General features: G+C 62.2%; 16 protein-coding genes, 1 other RNA gene and 2 pseudogenes. 10 read left to right on the top strand and 9 right to left on the bottom strand.

What is annotated here, in order from left to right:
* Positions 1 to 8 precede the first annotated feature (8 nt).
* The 3 genes from ACFJIU_RS26530 to ACFJIU_RS26520 all read right to left on the bottom strand — a co-directional run bounded on the left by ACFJIU_RS26530 (position 9) and on the right by ACFJIU_RS26520 (position 4,514).
* Positions 9 to 1,868 carry an extracellular solute-binding protein gene (locus ACFJIU_RS26530; RefSeq protein ID WP_379065005.1) on the bottom strand — a complete coding sequence of 620 codons (1,860 nt, stop codon included), beginning with the start codon at positions 1,866 to 1,868 and terminating at the stop codon, positions 9 to 11.
* Complete coding sequence (locus ACFJIU_RS26525) at positions 1,868 to 3,730, bottom strand: extracellular solute-binding protein (protein WP_379073230.1); 1,863 nt, start codon at positions 3,728 to 3,730, stop codon at positions 1,868 to 1,870. The genes ACFJIU_RS26530 and ACFJIU_RS26525 overlap by 1 nt, the downstream gene beginning before the upstream one ends.
* Positions 3,731 to 3,905: 175 nt before the next feature.
* Positions 3,906 to 4,514 (bottom strand): c-type cytochrome, encoded by a 609-nt coding sequence (locus ACFJIU_RS26520; RefSeq protein WP_379065002.1) that lies wholly within the window; start codon positions 4,512 to 4,514, stop codon positions 3,906 to 3,908.
* Between the two features lie 188 nt (positions 4,515 to 4,702).
* Here ACFJIU_RS26520 and ACFJIU_RS26515 point away from each other — a divergent pair, with 188 nt between their 5' ends.
* Together ACFJIU_RS26515 and ACFJIU_RS26510 are read left to right on the top strand one after the other, a co-directional pair.
* A complete protein-coding gene (locus tag ACFJIU_RS26515) occupies positions 4,703 to 5,431 on the top strand; it encodes a 3-deoxy-manno-octulosonate cytidylyltransferase (protein ID WP_379065000.1) in 729 nt (242 codons plus the stop codon).
* 17 nt (positions 5,432 to 5,448) lie between these two features.
* A complete protein-coding gene (locus tag ACFJIU_RS26510) occupies positions 5,449 to 6,315 on the top strand; it encodes a prephenate dehydratase (RefSeq protein ID WP_379064998.1) in 867 nt (288 codons plus the stop codon).
* A gap of 98 nt (positions 6,316 to 6,413) precedes the next feature.
* Here ACFJIU_RS26510 and ACFJIU_RS26505 read toward each other — a convergent pair whose 3' ends face one another.
* The 3 genes from ACFJIU_RS26505 to ACFJIU_RS26495 form a co-directional block, all read right to left on the bottom strand.
* On the bottom strand, positions 6,414 to 6,815 hold the full coding sequence (locus ACFJIU_RS26505; protein WP_379064996.1) for a RidA family protein: 402 nt from the start codon (positions 6,813 to 6,815) through the stop codon (positions 6,414 to 6,416).
* A 95-nt stretch (positions 6,816 to 6,910) separates the two neighbouring features.
* Positions 6,911 to 7,858: an NAD(+) diphosphatase gene (gene nudC, locus ACFJIU_RS26500; protein ID WP_379064994.1), complete on the bottom strand. Its 948-nt coding sequence runs from the start codon at positions 7,856 to 7,858 to the stop codon at positions 6,911 to 6,913.
* Between the two features lie 36 nt (positions 7,859 to 7,894).
* A complete protein-coding gene (locus tag ACFJIU_RS26495; RefSeq protein ID WP_379064992.1) occupies positions 7,895 to 8,314 on the bottom strand; it encodes an HIT domain-containing protein in 420 nt (139 codons plus the stop codon).
* A 148-nt stretch (positions 8,315 to 8,462) separates the two neighbouring features.
* Here ACFJIU_RS26495 and ffs point away from each other — a divergent pair.
* The 6 genes and pseudogenes from ffs (at position 8,463) to ACFJIU_RS26465 (ending at position 13,950) form a co-directional block, all read left to right on the top strand.
* Positions 8,463 to 8,559, top strand: an RNA gene (ffs, locus tag ACFJIU_RS26490) — signal recognition particle sRNA small type.
* A gap of 106 nt (positions 8,560 to 8,665) precedes the next feature.
* A complete protein-coding gene (locus tag ACFJIU_RS26485) occupies positions 8,666 to 10,477 on the top strand; it encodes a DNA polymerase III subunit gamma/tau (RefSeq protein ID WP_379064990.1) in 1,812 nt (603 codons plus the stop codon).
* 13 nt (positions 10,478 to 10,490) lie between these two features.
* Positions 10,491 to 10,814, top strand: coding sequence for a YbaB/EbfC family nucleoid-associated protein (locus tag ACFJIU_RS26480; RefSeq protein ID WP_054311855.1), 324 nt, complete (start codon positions 10,491 to 10,493; stop codon positions 10,812 to 10,814).
* 259 nt (positions 10,815 to 11,073) lie between these two features.
* Entirely contained in the window at positions 11,074 to 11,949 is an 876-nt protein-coding gene (locus ACFJIU_RS26475) for a cell wall hydrolase (protein WP_379064988.1), read from the top strand.
* Positions 11,950 to 12,057: 108 nt separating this feature from the next.
* A pseudogene (recR, locus tag ACFJIU_RS26470) lies at positions 12,058 to 12,664 on the top strand (recombination mediator RecR).
* 22 nt (positions 12,665 to 12,686) lie between these two features.
* Positions 12,687 to 13,950: pseudogene (locus ACFJIU_RS26465) on the top strand (lytic murein transglycosylase).
* Positions 13,951 to 13,963: 13 nt separating this feature from the next.
* On the opposite strand, the gene ACFJIU_RS26460 reads toward ACFJIU_RS26465, so the two are convergent.
* On the bottom strand, positions 13,964 to 14,965 hold the full coding sequence (locus ACFJIU_RS26460) for an LLM class flavin-dependent oxidoreductase (RefSeq protein ID WP_379064986.1): 1,002 nt from the start codon (positions 14,963 to 14,965) through the stop codon (positions 13,964 to 13,966).
* A gap of 300 nt (positions 14,966 to 15,265) precedes the next feature.
* Between ACFJIU_RS26460 and ACFJIU_RS26455 the strand changes: the two genes are divergently transcribed.
* The gene (locus ACFJIU_RS26455; protein WP_326892945.1) at positions 15,266 to 15,694 is read left to right on the top strand and encodes a DUF6481 family protein; all 429 of its coding nucleotides are present in this window, start codon (positions 15,266 to 15,268) and stop codon (positions 15,692 to 15,694) included.
* 191 nt (positions 15,695 to 15,885) lie between these two features.
* Here ACFJIU_RS26455 and ACFJIU_RS26450 read toward each other — a convergent pair whose 3' ends face one another.
* Positions 15,886 to 17,034 (bottom strand): NAD(P)/FAD-dependent oxidoreductase, encoded by a 1,149-nt coding sequence (locus ACFJIU_RS26450; protein WP_379064983.1) that lies wholly within the window; start codon positions 17,032 to 17,034, stop codon positions 15,886 to 15,888.
* A gap of 95 nt (positions 17,035 to 17,129) precedes the next feature.
* Positions 17,130 to 17,738: a helix-turn-helix domain-containing protein gene (locus ACFJIU_RS26445; RefSeq protein WP_379064981.1), complete on the bottom strand. Its 609-nt coding sequence runs from the start codon at positions 17,736 to 17,738 to the stop codon at positions 17,130 to 17,132.
* A gap of 200 nt (positions 17,739 to 17,938) precedes the next feature.
* Between ACFJIU_RS26445 and ACFJIU_RS26440 the strand changes: the two genes are divergently transcribed.
* A complete protein-coding gene (locus ACFJIU_RS26440; RefSeq protein WP_379064979.1) occupies positions 17,939 to 18,763 on the top strand; it encodes a creatininase family protein in 825 nt (274 codons plus the stop codon).
* Positions 18,764 to 18,819 lie beyond the last annotated feature (56 nt).

Raw genomic sequence — 18,819 nt, 5'->3', positions numbered from 1 at the left:
GCACCCTGTCAGGCCTTGCCAATCTTTGCCGCCTTGTCCTTGTCGAACCACCACAGCGATTCAACCGGGAAGGCATAATCGGGCTTCGGCTCCTTGAAGCCGAACATGTCCCAGAACGCCACCCAGTGATTCGCGTTGTGATAGTTTGGAATCCAGTCGTGTCGCGCGCGCAAGACCCGGTCGAGCGCGCGCATGGCCGTAACCAGGCTTTTCCGGTCCTTGGCAGCGCCGACGGCGTCGACCAGCGTGTCGATCGCCGGATCGGAGATGCCGGCATAGTTGCGGGTTCCCGGCATCGCCGCGCTGCGCGAATGGAAGAACTGTTCCATTTCGTCCTGCGTCGGTGACGGTGAGAACAGGAATGCTGCGATGACGAGATCGAAGTCGTATTCCGAGAGACGCCGCTGATATTGCGGCGTGTCGACGATGCGAGAGGTGGCGTCGATGCCGACGGCGCGCATGTTCTCGACGAAAGGCGAAAATCGCTGCGACAGCGTCTCTTCGTCGCTCAGCATTTCCAGTGTCAGTCTTTCGCCCTTGTCATTCTCGACGAACGAGCCGTTGCGTTTCCAGCCGGCGTCGGCGAGCAGTTTCGAGGCCTTGCCAAGCATCTTGCGATCGCGGCCCGAGCCGTCGGACACCGGTTGCAGGACGGCTTCACCGAAGGCCTCGTCGGGGATCTTGCCACGTAGCGGCTCCAGCAAGGCAAGTTCTTCAGCGCCTGGCTGGCCGTCGGCTCGGAAGTCCGAAAGTTCGAACAACGATTGGGAGCGATTGTAGAGATCGTAGAAGAAGTTGCGCTTTGCCCATTCGAAATCGAAGCAGAGCCCAATTGCCTGCCGCACCCTGGCGTCGTTGAAGCGGTCGCGGCGGTGGTTGAGCGCCATCGCCTGCATACGCGGGCGCTTTTCGGTCGGGAATTCGCGCTTGATGACCCTGCCTTCTTTGACCGATGGAAAATCATAGTCGAGCGCCCAGCTGCGCGAGACCGATTCTTCCCGGTAGAAGGTGTCGCCTTTCTTGAGGGCTTCGAAATTGGCCCGGCGGTCGAGGTAGAAGTCGATGCGCAGGCGATCGAAGTTGTTCTGGCCGCGATTGACGTTGAGATCGCGTGCCCAATAGTCGGCAACGCGCTCATACTCGATGGTCTGGCCGGGAGAAACGCGCCCGACCTTGTAGGCGCCGGAGCCGAGCAGCGGGCGCATGCCGCCCTTGAAGCCGTTGGCTTCGATATCGGCCTTGGACAGGATAGGAAATCCGATGACCGACAGGACGAGCCGCTCGCTCTGCTTGCCGTCGAAGACAAGCCGCAACGTCTGCTTGTCGTCGGCAACGGCATCGGCAAGACGGGCCAGCGGAATGGAAAAATCCGGAGCCCCGTCACTTTTCAATAGCTTGTAGGAAAAGGCGGCGTCTTCGGCAGTCAGCGGCGAACCGTCATGGAACCGCGCCTCTGGTCGCAGCTTGAAGGTGAAGCTGTTGCGGTCGGGCGCGATCGTCACGGTTTCCGCGACCAGCCCGTACATCGAATCAGGCTCGTCCAGCGCGGACGCCATCAATGCGTCGAAGCACATGTCCATGCGTGGCGGGGAGTCGCCCTTCAGGATGAAGGAATTCAGCGTGTTGAAGGTCTGGGGGTTCTGGTTGAACACCCAGGTGAAAGGCGCGAAATTAAACGTGCCGCCCTTGGGGGCGTCCGGGTTCACATAGTCGAAATGCGTGAAACTGGCCGGGTATTTCAGGTCGCCGAAGGCAGACAGTCCGTGCAGCGGTGCTTCGGTCGGGCTGTTCGCAAAGACCCGACTTGGCAGAAGCGCAACGGCTGCGGTGGCTGCCCCCAATGCCAGCACGTCGCGGCGGGTTGCCATCAATTGAGGCCTTTGTATTTGGCGGCCAGCGCCTTTTCCTTGTCGACATCGATCCACCAGGAATCGGTGTCCGGCCCAAGATAGGTCGGCTGCTTGTCGGGGATGCCGAACTTGTTCCAGTAAGCCAGCCACACGTCGGGTCGCGTGAACTGTGGTACAGAGTAGTAATTCCACAACAGCACGCGGTCGAGCGCGCGTGCGGCAGCGCTGAGATCGTCACGGTCGGTCGCGAAGATGACGCGGTCGACCAGCGCATCGACGACAGGATCCTTGATGCCGGCGTAGTTGCGTGAGCCTGGTGTATCGGCGGCCTTTGACGACCAGAAATCGCGCTGCTCATTGCCTGGCGAATCCGATTGCGGCAGGACCGAAGTGATCATGTCGTAGTCGAAGTTGTTGACGCGGTTGATGTACTGGCTGCTGTCGACAAAGCGCAGCGTCGCAGTAATGCCGATCTTGCGCAGCATGTCGACATAAGGGTTCAACGTCGCCTCTGCACCTTGCCGGAAATCCAGGATCTCGAAAGCAAAAGGCTGTCCGGTCTTGGTGTTGACCATCTTGCCACCCTGGATCGCCCATCCGGCCTCCGCGAACAGGTCGACGGCCATCTTCAGGATCCTGCGTTCCGCCTGGGGATTGTCGAATGCCGGTATCGAGAATTGCTGGGTAAAGAGTTCCGGCGGCAGCTTGTCTTTGTACGGTTCGAGGATCTCCAGTTCCTTGCCTTGCGGCAGGCCGCTGGAAGCAAGATCATTGCTGCCCATGTAGTAGCTGGTGAGGCGGGTGTTCAGGCCGAAAGACATACGGTTGATGGCTTCGAAATCGTAGAGATAGGCCAGCGCCTGTCGCACATGCCGGTCCTGAAACAGTGGCCGGCGGGTGTTCATCATGAAACCCTGATAGGTCGCGCGAGAGGTGGCCTTGAACTCCTTCTTGATGACGTCACCGGCCTTGACCGCCGGGAAGTCGTACCTCGTCTTCCAGCCGCGCCCGCTGTTCTCGGCGTTGATGTCTTCCAGTCCGCCTTTGGTGAAGGCGAGCCAGGCGGCGCTGTCGTCAAGGAAATAGACATAGCGCCTGATATCGAAATTCTCGCGGCCGATCTTCACCGGCAGCTTGGCGCCCCAGTAGTCGGGCACGCGTTCCCAGACGATCTCCGTCCCCGGCTTGAAGCTTTTTATCTTGTAGGCGGCCGAGCCCAGAGGAATCTCCAGGGTCGGCTTGGTTATGTCGCGCTTGTTGCCCTTGGCGTCGGTGCCTTCCCACCAATGTTTGGGCAAGATGGCGAGGTCGCCGATGATCTTGGGCAGTTCACGATTGCCCTTCTGGTCGAAGCGGAACTCCACTTCGCGCTCACCGACCGCCACCGCCTCGGTGACGTTAGCGAAATAGCGATTGTACATCGGGCTGTTGGCCTTCAGCACGTTGAACGACCAGATCACGTCATCGACGGTGATCGGCTTGCCGTCATGCCATCTCGCCCGTGGATCGAGGCGATAGGTGGCCGACGAATAGTCGGCAGGATATTTATAGGCGTCGGCGATCAGCGGGTGGCTGACGCTGCCTTCGTCGATGGCCTGTTCCATCAACGTTTCATAGAGCAGGCCTCCGCCATACGGGACGAAGCCGGCGGCAGGCGAACCCTGCACGATATAGGAATTGAAGCTGTCGAAAGTGCCGACGACCGTCGAATTGAGCGTTCCGCCCTTCGGGGCGTCCGGGTTCACGTAGTCATAGCGCTGGAAGTTCTCGCCATATTTCGATTCGCCAATGAGCGAAGAGGTGGTGCGCCATTCATCGGCGGATGCCGCATGGATGCCGATGGCGAGGGCGGCACCTGCCGCCAGGAACTTCAATGGCATCCCGAGCCGGAAACGCTGCATTCCTCATCCTTCTGCCTGTTGACGGCATATTCGAACAGGCACTTTAGCTTATTCGCGGCCAGCGAAAACCGGCTGAAACCACCTAATTCCATGCGCGCAACAAAAAAGCCGGGTCAAACCCGGCTTTTTCGTGATTGCAGCGATTACAAATTCGTCAGTTGGCCGGCTTGGCGTCGGCTGGCGCAGCCGCCGGAGTGGCTGCAGGCGCAGCACCGGCCTCAGGCAGTGGCGCCGGGCTGTCGGACAGCGTGCGCAGATAGGCGAGCAGGTTGCCGCGGTCCTCGTCCTTGGGCAGGCCGGCGAAGCCCATGGCCGTACCCTTCACGAGACCTTTCGGCGAGGTCAGGAAGTGGTTCAGGTTTTCGAACGTCCACTTGTTGTCGCCCTTGGCGAAATCCTTCATGCCGGCCGAATAGGCAAAGCCTTCGTGATGGGCGACCGGGCGATTGACGATGTCCCACAGATCCGGACCGATCTTGTTGGGGCCACCTTTCTCGCCGCTGTGGCAGGCCTGGCACTTCTTGAAAACGGTGGCACCGGCTTCCGCCTTGCCTGCCGCCAGAAGGTCGGCAACCGGCGTTGCCGCCTTGGCTTCCTTGCCGCCGCCGCCGCCGGCTTCCGGTTCAGCCGCCTCGATCGTGAAGCCGGGCTTCTTGGGCTTTGGCGAGGCGAACAGCGAGTCGGATACGATACCGACCGAAAAAACCACGAACACGGTTCCGAGCAGGCCGGCCAGTACCTTGTTGACTTCGTTGGAATCCATAAACCCCAGCTCCCTTTTCCGGCAGACCGTTCCGTCCTTCCGGCTGTCGGTATCGAGACCCTCCCCGTCGAGGGGGTCAAATCGGGCGGAAACTAGGTCTTTTGCTATTCGGTTGCAACACCTATAAGGGCGCTTCCTGTGAGACCTTTTGCCACTTTTCGCCCTGCCCGTTCCGTTCCGCGCCAATCATGTCGACATTGATCCTGATTCCCGCCCGCATGGCTTCCACCCGGCTGCCCGGCAAGCCGCTTGCCGACATCGCCGGCAAGCCGATGATCGTGCATGTCGCCGCCCGCGCCGCCGAGGCCGATCTCGGCCGTGTGGCGGTCGCGACGGACACCGAGGCGGTGGCCGAAGCGGTGCGCGCGCATGGTTTCGAGGCAGTGATGACCCGCGCCGACCATCAGTCCGGCTCGGACCGTATTTTCGAGGCGCTCAGCACCTTCGATCCGAAAGGCGAGATCGAGACGATCGTCAATGTCCAGGGCGATCTGCCGACCGTCGAGCCGGCCATCATCCGTGCGGCGCTGAAGCCGTTCGAAGACAAGGCTGTCGACATCGCCACGCTTGGCGTCGAGATCGTTCGCCCGGAAGAGAAGACCAACCCCAACGTGGTCAAGATCGTCGGTTCGCCACTGTCCGAGACGCGGCTGCGGGCGCTTTATTTCACACGCGCAACCGCCCCTTGGGGGGACGGTCCTCTTTATCACCATGTCGGGCTCTACGCCTATCGCCGCACCGCGCTCGAACGGTTCGTGGCGCTGAAGCAGTCGGTTCTGGAGCGCCGGGAAAGCCTCGAGCAACTGCGCGCGCTGGAAGCCGGCATGCGCATCGATGCCGAAATCGTGCGCTCGGTGCCGCTCGGCGTCGACACGCCCGAGGATCTGGAACGCGCGCGCGAAATCCTGTCTCACTGACGAAGGCCTGGCCAAGAATGTCTCCTGCCCCCACCAACCGCATCTCGTTCCAGGGCGAACCCGGCGCCAATTCCGATACCGCCAGCCGCAACATGTTTCCGACGATGGAGCCGTTGCCCTGCCCGACATTCGAGGATGCCTTCAACGCCGTGGAGACTGGCAAGGCCGATCTCGCCATGATCCCGATCGAGAACACCATCGCCGGGCGCGTCGCCGACATCCATCATCTTCTGCCGGAATCGAAGCTGCACATCATCGGCGAATATTTCCTGCCGATCCATTTCCAGCTGATGGTGTTGCCAGGCGTGCAGCGCTCCGAGATCAAGACCGTGCACAGTCATATCCATGCGCTCGGCCAATGCCGGAAATACATCCGCAAGAACGGCTGGAAGCCGGTCGTGGCCGGCGACACCGCCGGTTCGGCGAAATTCGTGGCCGCCGAGAAGGATCGCACGATGGCCTCCCTGGCGCCGCGGCTGGCTGCTTCGCTCTACGGCCTCGATATCCTGGAAGAAAATGTCGAGGATACCGATTCCAACGTCACCCGCTTCGTCGTCCTGACCAAGTCGAAGCACTGGGTGCAGCGCCCCTCGCCCGACACCAGGATGATGACCACCTTCATCTTCCGCGTCCGCAACGTGCCGGCCGCGCTCTACAAGGCGATGGGCGGCTTCGCCACCAACGGTGTCAACATGACCAAGCTGGAGAGCTATCAGCTCGGCGCCTTCACCGCGACGTTGTTCTACGCCGACATCGAAGGCCATCCTGAGGATCCCGGCGTCAAGAACGCGCTCGAGGAACTGCGCTTCTTCTCCAAGGAAGTGCGCATCCTCGGCGTCTATCCGGCCAGCGATTCGCGCGAGCAGTGGAAAGTGGCGGACTAGAGCGGTTCCGTTTTTCACGGAAACGCGCAAGCGCTCTAAGCTTTTGTTTTCGTTGCATTTTTGTAACGCCAGGTGATTCCACTTGGCTACAAAATGCTCTAAGGCAATACCGCTTCCGCTTCGATCTCGATCAGCCATTCCGGCAGCGACAGGCCGGTGACGATGATCCAGGACGAAGGCGGCGGGTCGGTCGGGAAGTAACGGCGCAGGGCCTCCGCGATCGGCCCCTGGTCGTCTTGGGCTGCCTGCGCGATATAGATGCGCAGCATCACGACGTGCGAAAGGTCGCCGCCGGCCTGTTTCAGCAGATAGTCGATGTTGTCGAGGGCCTTGACCGTCTGCGGACCCATCCCGCCCTCGACGGTCTTTTCATGTTCATCGACGCCGACCTGGCCGGACAGGAGCATCCTGCGCCCGCCTTCGACCACCACTGCCTGGCTGAAACCATATTGCTGGCTGTCGAACAGTCCGGCGGGGTTGAGTGTCTGGCGTCGGATCAAGGAATGCTCCTGCTTCAAGGGTAGCGACCTCCACACGGCTCCGCGTGGAAGTCGTCATATCGGAGCGAGCAGCGGCTATTTCCAGACCGCTACGCTCAGCCTCCGCTATCCAGCCAGGCCTTGATCAGGTGATGCGCGATGGCGCCCGGCGGGGGCGTCATCAGCCCTTCCGGGTGCCGCCGCTCCAGCATCAGCCGCGTCTCGTCGCGCGAAAACCAGCGGCAGTCCTCCAGTTCGCTGAGGTCGGCCTGGATGTCCTCGTTCAGCGCTTCGCCAAAACAGCCGATCATCAATGAATAGGGGAACGGCCAGGGCTGGCTGGCGTAGTAGACGATGCGGCCGAGCCGGATGCCGGCCTCTTCCAGGGTCTCGCGGCGCACCGCTGCCTCGATCGTTTCGCCAGGTTCGATGAACCCTGCGAGCGAAGAGTACATGCCGGGCGCGAAATGCGGGCCGCGGCCCAACAGGCATCGCTCGCGCGAGACCGTCAGCATGATCGCCACCGGGTCGGTGCGTGGAAAATGGTCGGTGCCGCAGGCCGGGCAATGGCGCTTGTAGCCGCCGGCGCGCATTTCGGACGGATTTCCACATTTCGAGCAGAAACGATGGCTGGCATTCCAGGACAGCAGCGCGGCCCCCTGTGCCAACGCGCCTAACGCGGCTTCGTCGATCAGCCCCTGGATATAGACCGAGCGGTGGTCGATGGCCTTGATGGTTTCCGGCAGTGCTTCCGGGACCATGGCCGCGGGCGCCGCCAGGATCGGTTGCCCCTCGGCGTACCCCAGCAGGATCGCTGCTGAAAGCGTGGTTTCGACGCCGGCGCTTTCGGCCAGGTCGAACCAGGGATCAAAGGCGCCACCATCCTTCAGCTTCAGATAGAGGCGACCGTCGCGCATCGGCAGGATGCGCGCCGCGGGATCCTTGAGCGCAATTTCCACGCAATCGTCGGAGCGATTCTCGGATTGGCGGTCGATGCGGTTGCCGGCAAAGCCGACGAATTGACTGGGCTCGCGCAAAGGTGCGTCGAACAGGCGAAAGGTCATGGAGAGACTCGGGAACTCGGCGAAGTTGTCGGCGCGTTATAGCGCCGCCTTGATCTGTTCGGCAAACCGATGGAGATCGGAACGTTTGTATGGCTCCCGCGGCCCATGGCCCCAGACCGGCCCGGGCCAGGCCGTGTCGCCTTCGTTGCGGGCGATGACGTGGACATGCAGCTGGCGCACGATGTTGCCGAGTGCGGCAGTGTTGATCTTGGTGCACGCGGTGGCTTGCTTCAGCGCCTGCCCTACCATGTTGGCCTCGAAGGTCAGCATCGCCTGGTCCAACGGGGTGAGGTCGTGCAACTCTTCGATGCCGGGTCGCTGCGGCACCAGGATCAGCCAGGGCCAGCGGCAATCGTTCATGATGCGCAGTTCGCACAGGCCGAGCCACAGCAATTGTTCGCTGTCTGCCTCCAACCGGGCGTCCAGCGAAAATCCGGCCTTGAGGCCAGGCAGCATCGGCATTCCCCCAGAGATTTGACAGGAGGCTAAAACGGCGCCGGTTTCGTCGCAAGCCCTTCATTCTGTCTGCCCCAAGAAGCCATGGCTGTTCCGGACCCTTGCTTGACCCTTGCATTCTGGCGTCAAATTGCCGATATGGGGGTTGGGAGGTTGGTGGTGGACGATCCACTCGCCAACCGGGTCAGGTCCGGAAGGAAGCAGCCCTAACGAGCCCGGAACGGGTCATTGTTCCAGCCTCCCGCCTCTTCGCTCTTCTCCCGCGGTCCTTCTGTCGCGAACAATGATGGCGCGCAGCTTGGCGGGCGAAACTTATTTGCGGAAACAGGCTCCAGGGAGCAGTCAGGGCGGATGAGCGAAGCCGGAAACAATCCCGCACCGGAAAAGGCCCCTGGCGGTTATCGCGTCCTGGCGCGCAAATACCGGCCATCCAATTTCTCCGAACTGATCGGCCAGGAGCCGATGGTTCGGACACTCACCAACGCCTTTTCCACCGGACGTGTCGCACAGGCGTGGATGCTGACGGGTGTGCGCGGCGTCGGAAAGACAACCACCGCGCGCATCCTGGCGCGAGCGCTCAACTACAGGACTGCCGAAATCGATCGCCCTTCCGTCGATCTTTCGGTGCCCGGCGAGCATTGCCAGGCGATCATGGAAGGTCGCCACGTCGATGTCATCGAGATGGATGCCGCCTCCCATACCGGCATCGACGACATCCGCGACATCATCGATCGTGTCCGCTACGCGCCTGTCTCCGCGCGCTACAAGGTCTACATCATCGACGAGGTGCACATGCTCTCCACGCAGGCCTTCAATGGCCTGCTGAAGACGCTGGAGGAGCCGCCGCCGCATGTGAAGTTCATCTTCGCCACCACCGAGATCCGCAAGGTTCCGATCACGGTGTTGTCGCGCTGCCAGCGTTTCGACCTGCGTCGTATCGATGCCGCGATGATCAAGGCGGATCTGAAACGCATCGCCGGCCTCGAGCAGATCGAGGCCGACGACGATGCGCTTGCCATGGTCGCCCGCGCTGCCGAAGGCTCGATGCGCGACGCCCAGTCGATCTTCGACCAGGCCATTGCCCACAGTGCCGGCAATGTCACGGCGGAAGCGGTGCGCGCCATGCTCGGCCTCGCCGACCGCGCCCGCATCGTCGACCTGTTCGAACACATCATGAGAGGCGATATCGCCTCTGCACTGCAGGGACTTAGGGCGCTCTACGATGTCGGTGCCGATCCCGCGGCCGTGCTGACCGATCTGGCCGAATTCACCCACCTCGTCACGCGCTTGCGATTCGTGCCAGGAGCGGCAGACGATGCGGCGCTCAGCGAGGATGAACGCACGCGCGGCGTCGAATTTTCGCGCACCTTGTCGGTACGGGTGCTGTCCCGTGCCTGGCAGATGCTGCTCAAGGGCATCCCGGAAGTGCAAAGTTCCAACCGCCCGGTGAGTGCCGCCGAGATGGTGCTGATTCGACTTGCCCATGCCGCCGACCTGCCGACGCTCGATGAGGCCCTGAAGTCGCTGGAGAACGGGCAGCCGGCGCCTGGCACAGCCGCGCGCGCGAATGGCGCCCCTGCTCCCGGTGGCGGAAACGGTGGCGCGGCCATGGCCACCGCATCGGTTCGCATGCCGGTCACGCCCGGCGGCGGACAGACCATGCGCCTGGTCGAGCCCGTTCAATCTCCCGCCTTCGTGCCGGCACCGGAGCCGGCACAGGAGCAGCAGTCCGTACCGGTCAAATCCCTGGCCGACATCATCGCTCTTGCCGATCAGAACCGCGACATCGCCTTCAAGGTGCAGATCAAGCGCTACGTTCGTCCGGTGAGCTTCGAGCCGGGTCGCATCGATGTGACGTTGACCGAAGACGCGCCGAAGATGCTGCTCAACGAAATGACCTCGAAGCTGCGGGCCTGGACGGGCCGTAGCTGGCTGGTGTCATTGTCGAAGGAAGAGGGCGGCCAGACGATGGCCGAGGTCGAGACGACGCGTCGCGAGATCGCCTTCTCCGACGCGCGCGCCGATCCGGCGGTGGCGGCCATTCTCGCCCGTTTTCCAGGCGCGAAGATCATCGACGTGCGCATTCCCGATGCGCCGAATGAAGAAAGCGAAGATGCCGACCAGCCGGTGGAGCCGGCTTCGGACGACGACATCGATTTTTGAGAAGGATCAGACGATGAAAGATCTGCTCGGCCTGATGGGCAAGGCAAAGGAAATGCAGGCCAAGTTCCAGTCCATGCAGGAGGAGATCGCGAATCTCGAAGCCACCGGCCAGGCCGGCGGCGGGTTGGTCAATGTGACGCTGACCGGCAAATTCGAGATGAAGGTGCTGAAGATCGATCCATCCCTCTTCAAGGAAGACGAGGTCGAAATCCTGGAAGACCTTATTTTAGCCGCCCACAACGACGCCAAGGTCAAGGTCGAACAGATCATGCAGGAAAAAACCAAGGCTTTGACTGCCGGTTTGCCTCTGCCGCCCGGCATGAAGCTGCCATTTTAATTCGAAGGAATAAGTATTTCTGAAGGAAGCAAGAGAAATCGCTTAGAATATCAGGTGTGTTTCTCTTGCTCCTTTTTTGTTACAGGATGAAATATTGCGTTATATCCTGGGCTTAACCACTCGGTAACGACTTCGTTAAATCCACGAATTGTTCACCTTGTTCGGCAAAGTAAGGCTTTGGCCATCTTTTTGCCCGAAAGTGTCTCATTCTTGCCGCATATCCTGGGGACAAGGCGGCAGCAAGAATGAGGGACGTTTGTTGATCGCCACGCGTTGGAAAAAGCTGATCGCCCTCGGGACGGTTGTCCTGGGCCCGCTCTTCCTGGCTGCCTGCAGCCAGACCACCGGCAGTCACGGCCTGTCCGTTGCCAAGCTCTCCGATTCGGTTGCCCCCAGTTCCAAGGTCGGCGCTTACCGCTACACCAGCCGCGACAAGGAATGCCTGGCGCGCGCGATGTTCTTCGAATCGAATCGTTCCAGCCGCGATGGCATGGTCGCCGTCGGCACGGTGGTGATGAACCGCCTGCGCTCGGGCAAGTATGGCGACAACATCTGCACCGTTGTTGGTCAGCCAGGCCAGTTCGCGCCGGGCGTGATGACCCGTCGCATGAACTCCAAGGCCTTGCCTGATGTCATGGATGCTGCCGAGGCGGTGCTCAAGGGCGAACGCTCGACCAAGGCCAAGAACTCGATGTTCTTCCATACGGCCGGCCTCAAGTTCCCTTACAAGAACATGCACTACGTGCTGGTCGCTGGTGGCAACGCCTTCTACGAGAAGCGCGGCCGCAACTGGCAGCCGCTGCCGGAAGAAGGCGCCACCATGATGGCCTCGGCGGCGCCGGTTGCTCCGGTTGAGACCGTTGCTGTCGCCTCGGCTGCCACGATCCCGGCGACGGCGTTTGTTTCGACAAAGCCGGCGCCAGCCACGGCCGCCGCGCCGGTTATGGTGGCCTCGGCCGAACCGGCCCGACTTCCGTTCAAGACCGCTTCGGCGGTGCCAAGCGAAAGGCCGCAGCCTGTTCTGGCCTCGGCGACGACATCCGAGCCTGACGTCGTGATGTCGTTCCAGTCGACGCCGGAAAACACCGATGCCATCGGCGCTCTGATCGTGTCGGAAAGCCGCCCGCTGCAGTGATTCGTATGGAGGGCTGAGCCTCGGGCTACCGACAGCGTTCATCAGCAACGGCGCGGGCGCCGTTGCTGCTCAGTTCCAAAGCGGCTGAAAAAATCCTACATCGGTGCGATGTCCAAGCGAATCGCCGGTCCTGAAATCGAACGCCTGATCCAGCTTCTGGCCAAGGTGCCCGGGCTGGGACCGCGTTCGGCGCGCCGCGCGGCCCTGCACCTCATCAAGAAAAAGGATCAACTCCTCGGCACCCTTGGCCAATGCCATGGGCGAGGCGGTCGAGAAGGTGCGCATCTGCTCGACCTGCGGCAACGTCGATACCGCCGATCCTTGCATGATCTGCACCGACCCGCGCCGCGATGAAGCCACGCTGATCGTGGTCGAAGATGTTTCGGATCTTTGGGCGCTGGAACGGGCGGCGGCCATGAATGTTCGCTACCATGTCCTCGGCGGCACGCTTTCGCCGCTCGACGGCATCGGTCCCGACCAGCTGAATATCCGTTCACTTGTGGATCGGATCGCTGCCGGTGCGGTCAAGGAAGTCATTCTCGCCGTCAACGCCACGGTCGAGGGGCAGACGACGGCACACTACCTTACCGACCAGCTCTCCAGCTTTGATGTGAAAGTGACAAGGCTTGCGCATGGCGTGCCGGTGGGTGGCGAACTCGATTATCTCGACGAGGGCACGCTGGCCGCGGCGTTGAAGTCGCGCACGACATTCTGAACGAGATTCTCGAGGAGACAGGATGAACCGTTTCCCTGGCAGCTTTCTGTTCCCCTCGCTGAAACGGCTGTTTCTGCTCGCTGCCCTTGTTGCGAGCTTCGCGGGTTCCGTTTCGGCTGCGACCGTCGATGACCAGTTCCGGACCTGGCTGCAGAACGATCTCTGGCCGGAGGCCAAGGCAAAGGGCATTTCGCAGGCGACGTTCAATGCTGCCTTCGACGGCGTGAAACCGAATCTCAAGCTGCCCGATCTCGTGCTGCCGGGGGAAAAGCCGAAGACACCGAAGAAACAGCACCAGGCCGAGTTCGGTTCTCCAGGCGCCTATTTTGCCGAAAAGATCGTGGCGGCGGTTTCCAATGGCGGACGTGCCCGCGCTGGGAAATACGCCGCGACGCTGCGCCAGATCGAGAAGCGCTACGGCGTGCCGGGATCGGTGGTGCTGGCGATCTGGGGCCGCGAAAGCGGCTTCGGCGCGGCGAAGATCCCCTACGATGCCTTCGAAGTGTTGGGCACCAAGGCTTTTCTGGCAACGCGCAAGGACATGTTCCGTCAGGAACTGCTGGCAGCGCTGGAAATCGTGCAGCGCGGTCTTGCTCCGGTCGGAGCGATGAAATCGTCCTGGGCCGGCGCGCTCGGGCAGCCGCAGTTCATGCCGACCTCATTCCTCAAGCACGCAGTCGACTTCGACGGCGACGGCAAGACCGACATCTGGAACTCGGTACCGGACGTCATGGGATCGATCGCCAACTATCTCGTCCACTACGGCTGGGTGAAAGGGCGCGGCTGGGGCTACGAGGTCACCGCGCCGGATACGGTCTCCTGCGCGCTGGAAGGGCCTGATCGCGGCAAGCCGGTCTCGGCCTGGAACAAGCTCGGCATCAGGCGGGTCGACGGCAAGCCGTTCCCGCCCGGCGAAAATGCAGCCGAGGCATTCCTGATGATGCCCGCCGGCCGCCATGGCCCGGCATTCCTGGTGACACCGAACTTTTATGTGCTGAAGGAATACAACACCTCAGACCTCTATGCGCTGTTCATCGGCCTCGGGCGCTGATCGCATAGCGCAGGGCGATCACCGGTTTTCGGCGGAATGGGGAGCGGTGGGAGGACTTTACAGGTCGGATATCGCCAGCCTGCAGCGCGTGCTGGAAAAGAAGGGCTATGACGTCGGCAGCGCCGATGGCCTTCCGGGCTTCAAGACGCGGCGTTCGATCGGCGAATGGCAGGCCAGGAACGGCCGCGCCGCGACCTGCTATCCCGACGCGGAACTGGTGCGGGCGCTGAAATAGCCCGCAACGGCGATCACGCAGCCTTCGACATGCCCCGATGGATATCTGCAAGCATCTCGAAGGAACGCACCCGGGCGGCGTGATCGAAGACCTGGGCCGTCACCATCAGCTCGTCGGCGCCGGTGCGCGCGATGAAAGCCTCGACGCCCTGCTTCACCGTTTCAGGCGAGCCGACCACGGCGCAGGACAGCGCCTGATTCAGCATGGTGCGCGCCACGGGATCGAGATCGCGGTCAAAATTCTCGACCGGTGGCGGCAGCCGACCCGGGCGGCCACTGCGCAGGTTCACGAAAGCCTGCTGCAGCGAGGTGAACAGCAGCCTTGCTTCCGCGTCGGTCGGTGCCGCGATCACATTGATGCCGAGCATGACGCGCGGTTTGTCGAGATGCTGGGAAGGCTCGAACCGCGTGCGATAGACCTCGAGCGCGTGGTCCAGCTCCGCCGGCGCGAAATGCGAGGCGAAGGCGTAGGGCAGGCCGAGCATGGCGGCGAGTTGCGCGCCATAAAGACTGGAACCGAGGATCCAGACCGGCACGGCTTCACCCTCTCCTGGCACGGCACGGATGCGTTGGCCGTCTTCGGCAGGCTCGAAATAGGCCATCAGTTCAACGACGTCGCGCGGGAAGTTGTCGACGCCGGCATCGAGGTTTCGACGCAGTGCGCGTGCCGTCATCATGTCGGTTCCAGGGGCTCGGCCGAGACCGAGGTCGATGCGGCCGGGATGCAGGGCGGCCAGCGTGCCGAACTGTTCGGCAATCACCAGCGGCGCGTGGTTGGGCAGCATGATGCCGCCGGCGCCGACGCGAATGGTCCTGGTGCCGGCTGCGACATGGGCGATGACGACGGCGGTCGCGGCGCTGGCAATGCCAGGCATGTTATGGTGCTCGGCCAGCCAGTAGCGCTTGTAGCCCAGCCGTTCGGCGTGGCGGGCAAGGTCCAGCGTATTGGCAAGAGACTGCCCTGGTGTGCTGCCCTCGCCGACGGGCGAGAGGTCGAGAACGGAAAGATCGGTCATGCGCGTGTCCCGCTGGCTGGTCCGAGGGCATATAGGGTGAGGTTAGCGAAGTACCAAATCTGGAGATTGGGCCAGCCGTTGAAGCACCCTTCCGACAATTGGAATCAATTTCGGAAAGCACGGGGCGCGGGTTCGAAGTCTTGTGTGCCCATCGCGCGTTCGAAATGACGCGCGGCCCGCTAATATGTCGTTGCGCTGCAACATGCGCGTTCTATTCATGGCTGGCATACCGAATTGGTGCTTGATCTCTGCTTTCGCGCGCGTATGTAAGCCCCGCACATAGATTTCAGGGAACTGGACTTGGCTATCTACAGGGAAAAAGACATTTTCGAGCGGCGCAATGCCGCGAACGAGGCAAAGAAGGCGCTCCTGGAGCGCTTCAAGGCAAAGCCCGCAGCGGACGATCCGGCAGTGCTGGCTCGCCAGGCGGAACGCAAGGCGATCCTCGAGGCACGCGCTATCCGTGAAGCCGAGAAGGCTCGGCTGAAGCAGGAACGCCTGGCACGCGAAGCCGCTGAAAAGGCGGAGCGTGAAGCCGCGGCGGAGGCTGCGAGACTCGAAGCTGAAGCGAAGGCGCGCGAAGAAGCCGCATTGCGCGAGGCGGAAGAGAATGATCGCATCTCGCGCCTGCTGGCCGATGAGGCCGAACGCAAGGCCAAGCGCGATGCGCGCTATGCCGCGCGCAAGTCGCGCGTCGGCCGCACGCCTCCGGGTTTCTCGGCGCGCTGATTGCTTTGGCAGCGAAAAAATAGCCCGCTTCACGCGAGATGAAGCGGGCTTTTTGCATGTGCCGCGAAGCGGTTTGAGCATGATCCCGGAAAGTTGCGGACTTTTCGGACAAGATCATGCGGCAAACAAAGAGTTGGAGTGTTTCCTTGAAAAACGGAAGCGCTCTGGTCGCCGGATTGGTCCCGGTCTTGCTATCTGTCGAGCCGTTTCGGGCTGAGCATGGCATTGTCGAGCCCGAAGTCGGCGATGCGCGCCGGCAGTGGCTGGCCGCGCACGAGGGCGGCGCAGGCTTCTCCCATGGCGGCGGATGTCTGGATACCGTAGCCACCCTGTGCGACCAGCCAGAACAGGCCGGGCACCTTCGCGTCGAAACCCCCGACCAGATCGCCATCGCTGACAAAGGATCGCAATCCTGCCCATACGCGGCTGGGGCGGCCGACCGAGAGCGTCGTCAGTTCTTCGATGCGATGAATGCCGAGCGCAATGTCTTCCATTTCGGGCTGAACGTCCTGCGGCGCCATCAGGTCGGCATTGGCTGGTGAGCCGAGCAGCAGGCCGGCATCGGGCTTGATGTAGCAGCTTTCATCGGCGGTGATGAACATCGGCCAGCGGGTGACGTCGTGACCGGCGGGCGGCGCAAAGACGAAGGCCGTGCGCCGGCGTGGTTCCAATCCGATCGGGCTGGCGCCGAACAACGCGCCGATCTCATCGCCCCAGGCCCCCGCGGCGTTGATCACGATCGGCGCAATATACTCCCTGCCCGAAGCGACAAGGCGCCAGTCGGCCCCGCTTTGTTCGGCCGCGGTCACTTCCGCGTTGCCGATCACGGTGCCGCCGGCGCGTTTCAGGCCGCGCAGATAGCCCTGATGCAGGGCATGCACGTCGATATCCTCGGCATTGGGATTGTAGACGGCGCCGGTGACGCCTTCCGGCCGCAACACCGGGACCCAGGCCCTGGCGCCTTCGAAATCGAGTCGTTCACCCGCCAGTCCGATCGAACGGACCGCATCCTGATGTTCGGCAAGCAGGTGTTCCTGCTCCGCGGAAGCCACGACCAGCATGCCGCGCGGCGTCAGGATCGGATGCTCCGCGAAGCCGGCCGGAGGATTTTCAAGGAAGGCGCGACTCGCTGCCGTCAATGCGCGCACCTGGCGCGTGCCGTAGGTTTCGCTGAACAGCGCGGCCGAGCGGCCGGTCGAATGGTATCCGGGCTGGCTCTCGCGCTCGAGCAACACCGTCTTCAGGTGCGGCGCCAGCCAGTAGCCGACGGAAGCGCCGGCGATGCCGCCACCGATGATCAGGACATCGGCTTTTACAGGCCCGGCTTCTTGCGTCGTCATTGGCAATCCTTCGGCACCAGCGATCGGTCGCCGGCGCGCATACAAATTTCCTATCCGCTAAGCATTTTCAAAATTTGAAAACGGCGTCAAGCGCTTCAGTGGTCCAGCATCTCGATCAGCGCCGACTGGAAATCCGGCTGCGCGCTGGAGCAGACCGCGAGCACGAGCCCATCGCCTTCGCCGACGGCGAGATAGGCGTGACCCATGGTGCTGTCGATGTAGATGCTCTCGCCTTTCTCGAGGCGGACCGGCGCGTAGTGCTCGGTGTGCACCTCGATAGCTCCCTCCAGCACGTACAGGAACTCCTCGCCGGAATGCTTGATGAGCGGGCCAAACTCGTCCAGCGAGCGGGTGGTGATGCGCGTCAGCACCGGAACCATGCGCTTCTTGGTGATTTCCGTGCTGAGGTAGAGATAGTCGTAATTCTGGGTTTTCTGCTGCAGCCCGTCGCCATGCAGGTTGATCGAGCGCCGGGTCAACGGGTGACCGGGTACCTCAGGTTCGGCCACCAGTTCGGCCATCGACAGGCCGAGCCCCTCGCCGATTTGCAGGAGTTTGTCATAGGAAAGCGACATCTGGTCGTTTTCGACCTTGGACAGCGTCGAGATCGCCACGCCGGTCTTGCTGCTGACATCGCTCAGCTTCCAGCCATGTTTCTGGCGCAATGCCTTGAGGTTCGATCCGAGTTTCGGGTGCTTGGCCATCAATCCCCAATAGTTGGTCCAGTGTGTCGATTGGACGATAGCCGTTGACAATATCCACAACAAGGAAAATCATTTAGCGGATCGGAAAATGAAATTCTCGCCGCGTGGGTGGGAATAACAAACCAGATGGTCAGCGCTTGCTGGAGCCGACCGCCAATAAGCTCGGCCCGGCGATGCAACCGCTGTTTGAGGAGGAATTCATGGTTCGGGAAGTCGAATGGGCGCGCATGACGGCGCCGGAGTTGCGGGCGATTGCCGAGCGCGGCAATGCGCTGGCCATCCTGCCAGTCGGTTCGCTTGAACAGCATGGGCCGCATCTGCCGGTGATCACCGACACGGCGAGTGCTGCAGCTGCCGCCGTGCGTGGGGCGCGGCTGGTTTCAGACGACGTGCCGTTGGCCGTCCTGCCTGGCCTTTGGCTTGGCATGAGCGAGCATCATCTGCCGTTCGGCGGCACGATCACATTGGACTATGCCGCCTATCACGGCGTGTTGCGTTCGATCGCGCGTTCGCTGAAGGCGATCGGCTTCACACGCCTGCTCATCGTCAACGGCCACGGCGGCAATGTCGATCCGCTGGCCGTCGCCGTGCGCGAACTGGCCGTGGAATTCGACATGCCGATCGTGGCGACGACACCATGGTTCCTCGCGCAGGAGGAAACCTCGGCGCTGTTCGAATCCGACGATGGCCCCAAGCACGCCTGCGAGGGCGAGGCCTCCGTCATGCTGGCTATTGCCGGTGACATCGTCAAAACCGACAAGTTCAAGGAAGCCGAGGCGCTGCAGGCGGGCCAGAACGAGGCGCCGCACGGTGCATCGCGTTTCTACTCCTTCTCCGAGCGCGCACCGAAGACCGGCACCTGGGGCTTCCCCAGCAAGGGCACTGCAGAAAAGGGCGAGAAGTTCCTGGCCCTGCATGCGCGTGAGGTCGCCAGCCTCATCACCTCGGATATCCTGTGGACGCGACCGGATCCGGTCTGGCGTGCCGGCCGCGGGCTGGAAACCACCGGCGGCAGGGCCGAGTAGCTGTAAATCCAGCGATGGTCCGCGCTGTGAGGGGCTGGCCATCGCATGACTGCCAA

This window comes from Mesorhizobium sp. UC74_2 (assembly GCF_042701485.1).
In the GTDB taxonomy this organism is placed as follows: Bacteria; Pseudomonadota; Alphaproteobacteria; order Rhizobiales; family Rhizobiaceae; genus Mesorhizobium.
The sequence above is the reverse complement of the archived record's forward strand: the minus strand, read 5'-3'. Positions and strand labels throughout refer to the sequence as shown.

Excerpts from the sequence above, each read along its gene's own strand:
- ACFJIU_RS26460 (WP_379064986.1), bottom strand. The coding sequence starts at position 14,965 with ATGACCGATCTTTCCGTTCTCGACCTCTCGCCCGTCGGCGAGGGCAGC.
- nudC (WP_379064994.1), bottom strand. The coding sequence starts at position 7,858 with ATGACCTTTCGCCTGTTCGACGCACCTTTGCGCGAGCCCAGTCAATTC.
- ACFJIU_RS26450 (WP_379064983.1), bottom strand. The coding sequence starts at position 17,034 with ATGACGACGCAAGAAGCCGGGCCTGTAAAAGCCGATGTCCTGATCATC.
- ACFJIU_RS26530 (WP_379065005.1), bottom strand. The coding sequence starts at position 1,868 with ATGGCAACCCGCCGCGACGTGCTGGCATTGGGGGCAGCCACCGCAGCC.
- ACFJIU_RS26520 (WP_379065002.1), bottom strand. The coding sequence starts at position 4,514 with ATGGATTCCAACGAAGTCAACAAGGTACTGGCCGGCCTGCTCGGAACC.
- ACFJIU_RS26440 (WP_379064979.1), top strand. The coding sequence starts at position 17,939 with ATGGTTCGGGAAGTCGAATGGGCGCGCATGACGGCGCCGGAGTTGCGG.
- ACFJIU_RS26480 (WP_054311855.1), top strand. The coding sequence starts at position 10,491 with ATGAAAGATCTGCTCGGCCTGATGGGCAAGGCAAAGGAAATGCAGGCC.
- ACFJIU_RS26510 (WP_379064998.1), top strand. The coding sequence starts at position 5,449 with ATGTCTCCTGCCCCCACCAACCGCATCTCGTTCCAGGGCGAACCCGGC.
- ACFJIU_RS26485 (WP_379064990.1), top strand. The coding sequence starts at position 8,666 with ATGAGCGAAGCCGGAAACAATCCCGCACCGGAAAAGGCCCCTGGCGGT.
- ACFJIU_RS26495 (WP_379064992.1), bottom strand. The coding sequence starts at position 8,314 with ATGCTGCCTGGCCTCAAGGCCGGATTTTCGCTGGACGCCCGGTTGGAG.
- ACFJIU_RS26525 (WP_379073230.1), bottom strand. The coding sequence starts at position 3,730 with ATGCCATTGAAGTTCCTGGCGGCAGGTGCCGCCCTCGCCATCGGCATC.
- ACFJIU_RS26515 (WP_379065000.1), top strand. The coding sequence starts at position 4,703 with ATGTCGACATTGATCCTGATTCCCGCCCGCATGGCTTCCACCCGGCTG.
- ACFJIU_RS26445 (WP_379064981.1), bottom strand. The coding sequence starts at position 17,738 with ATGGCCAAGCACCCGAAACTCGGATCGAACCTCAAGGCATTGCGCCAG.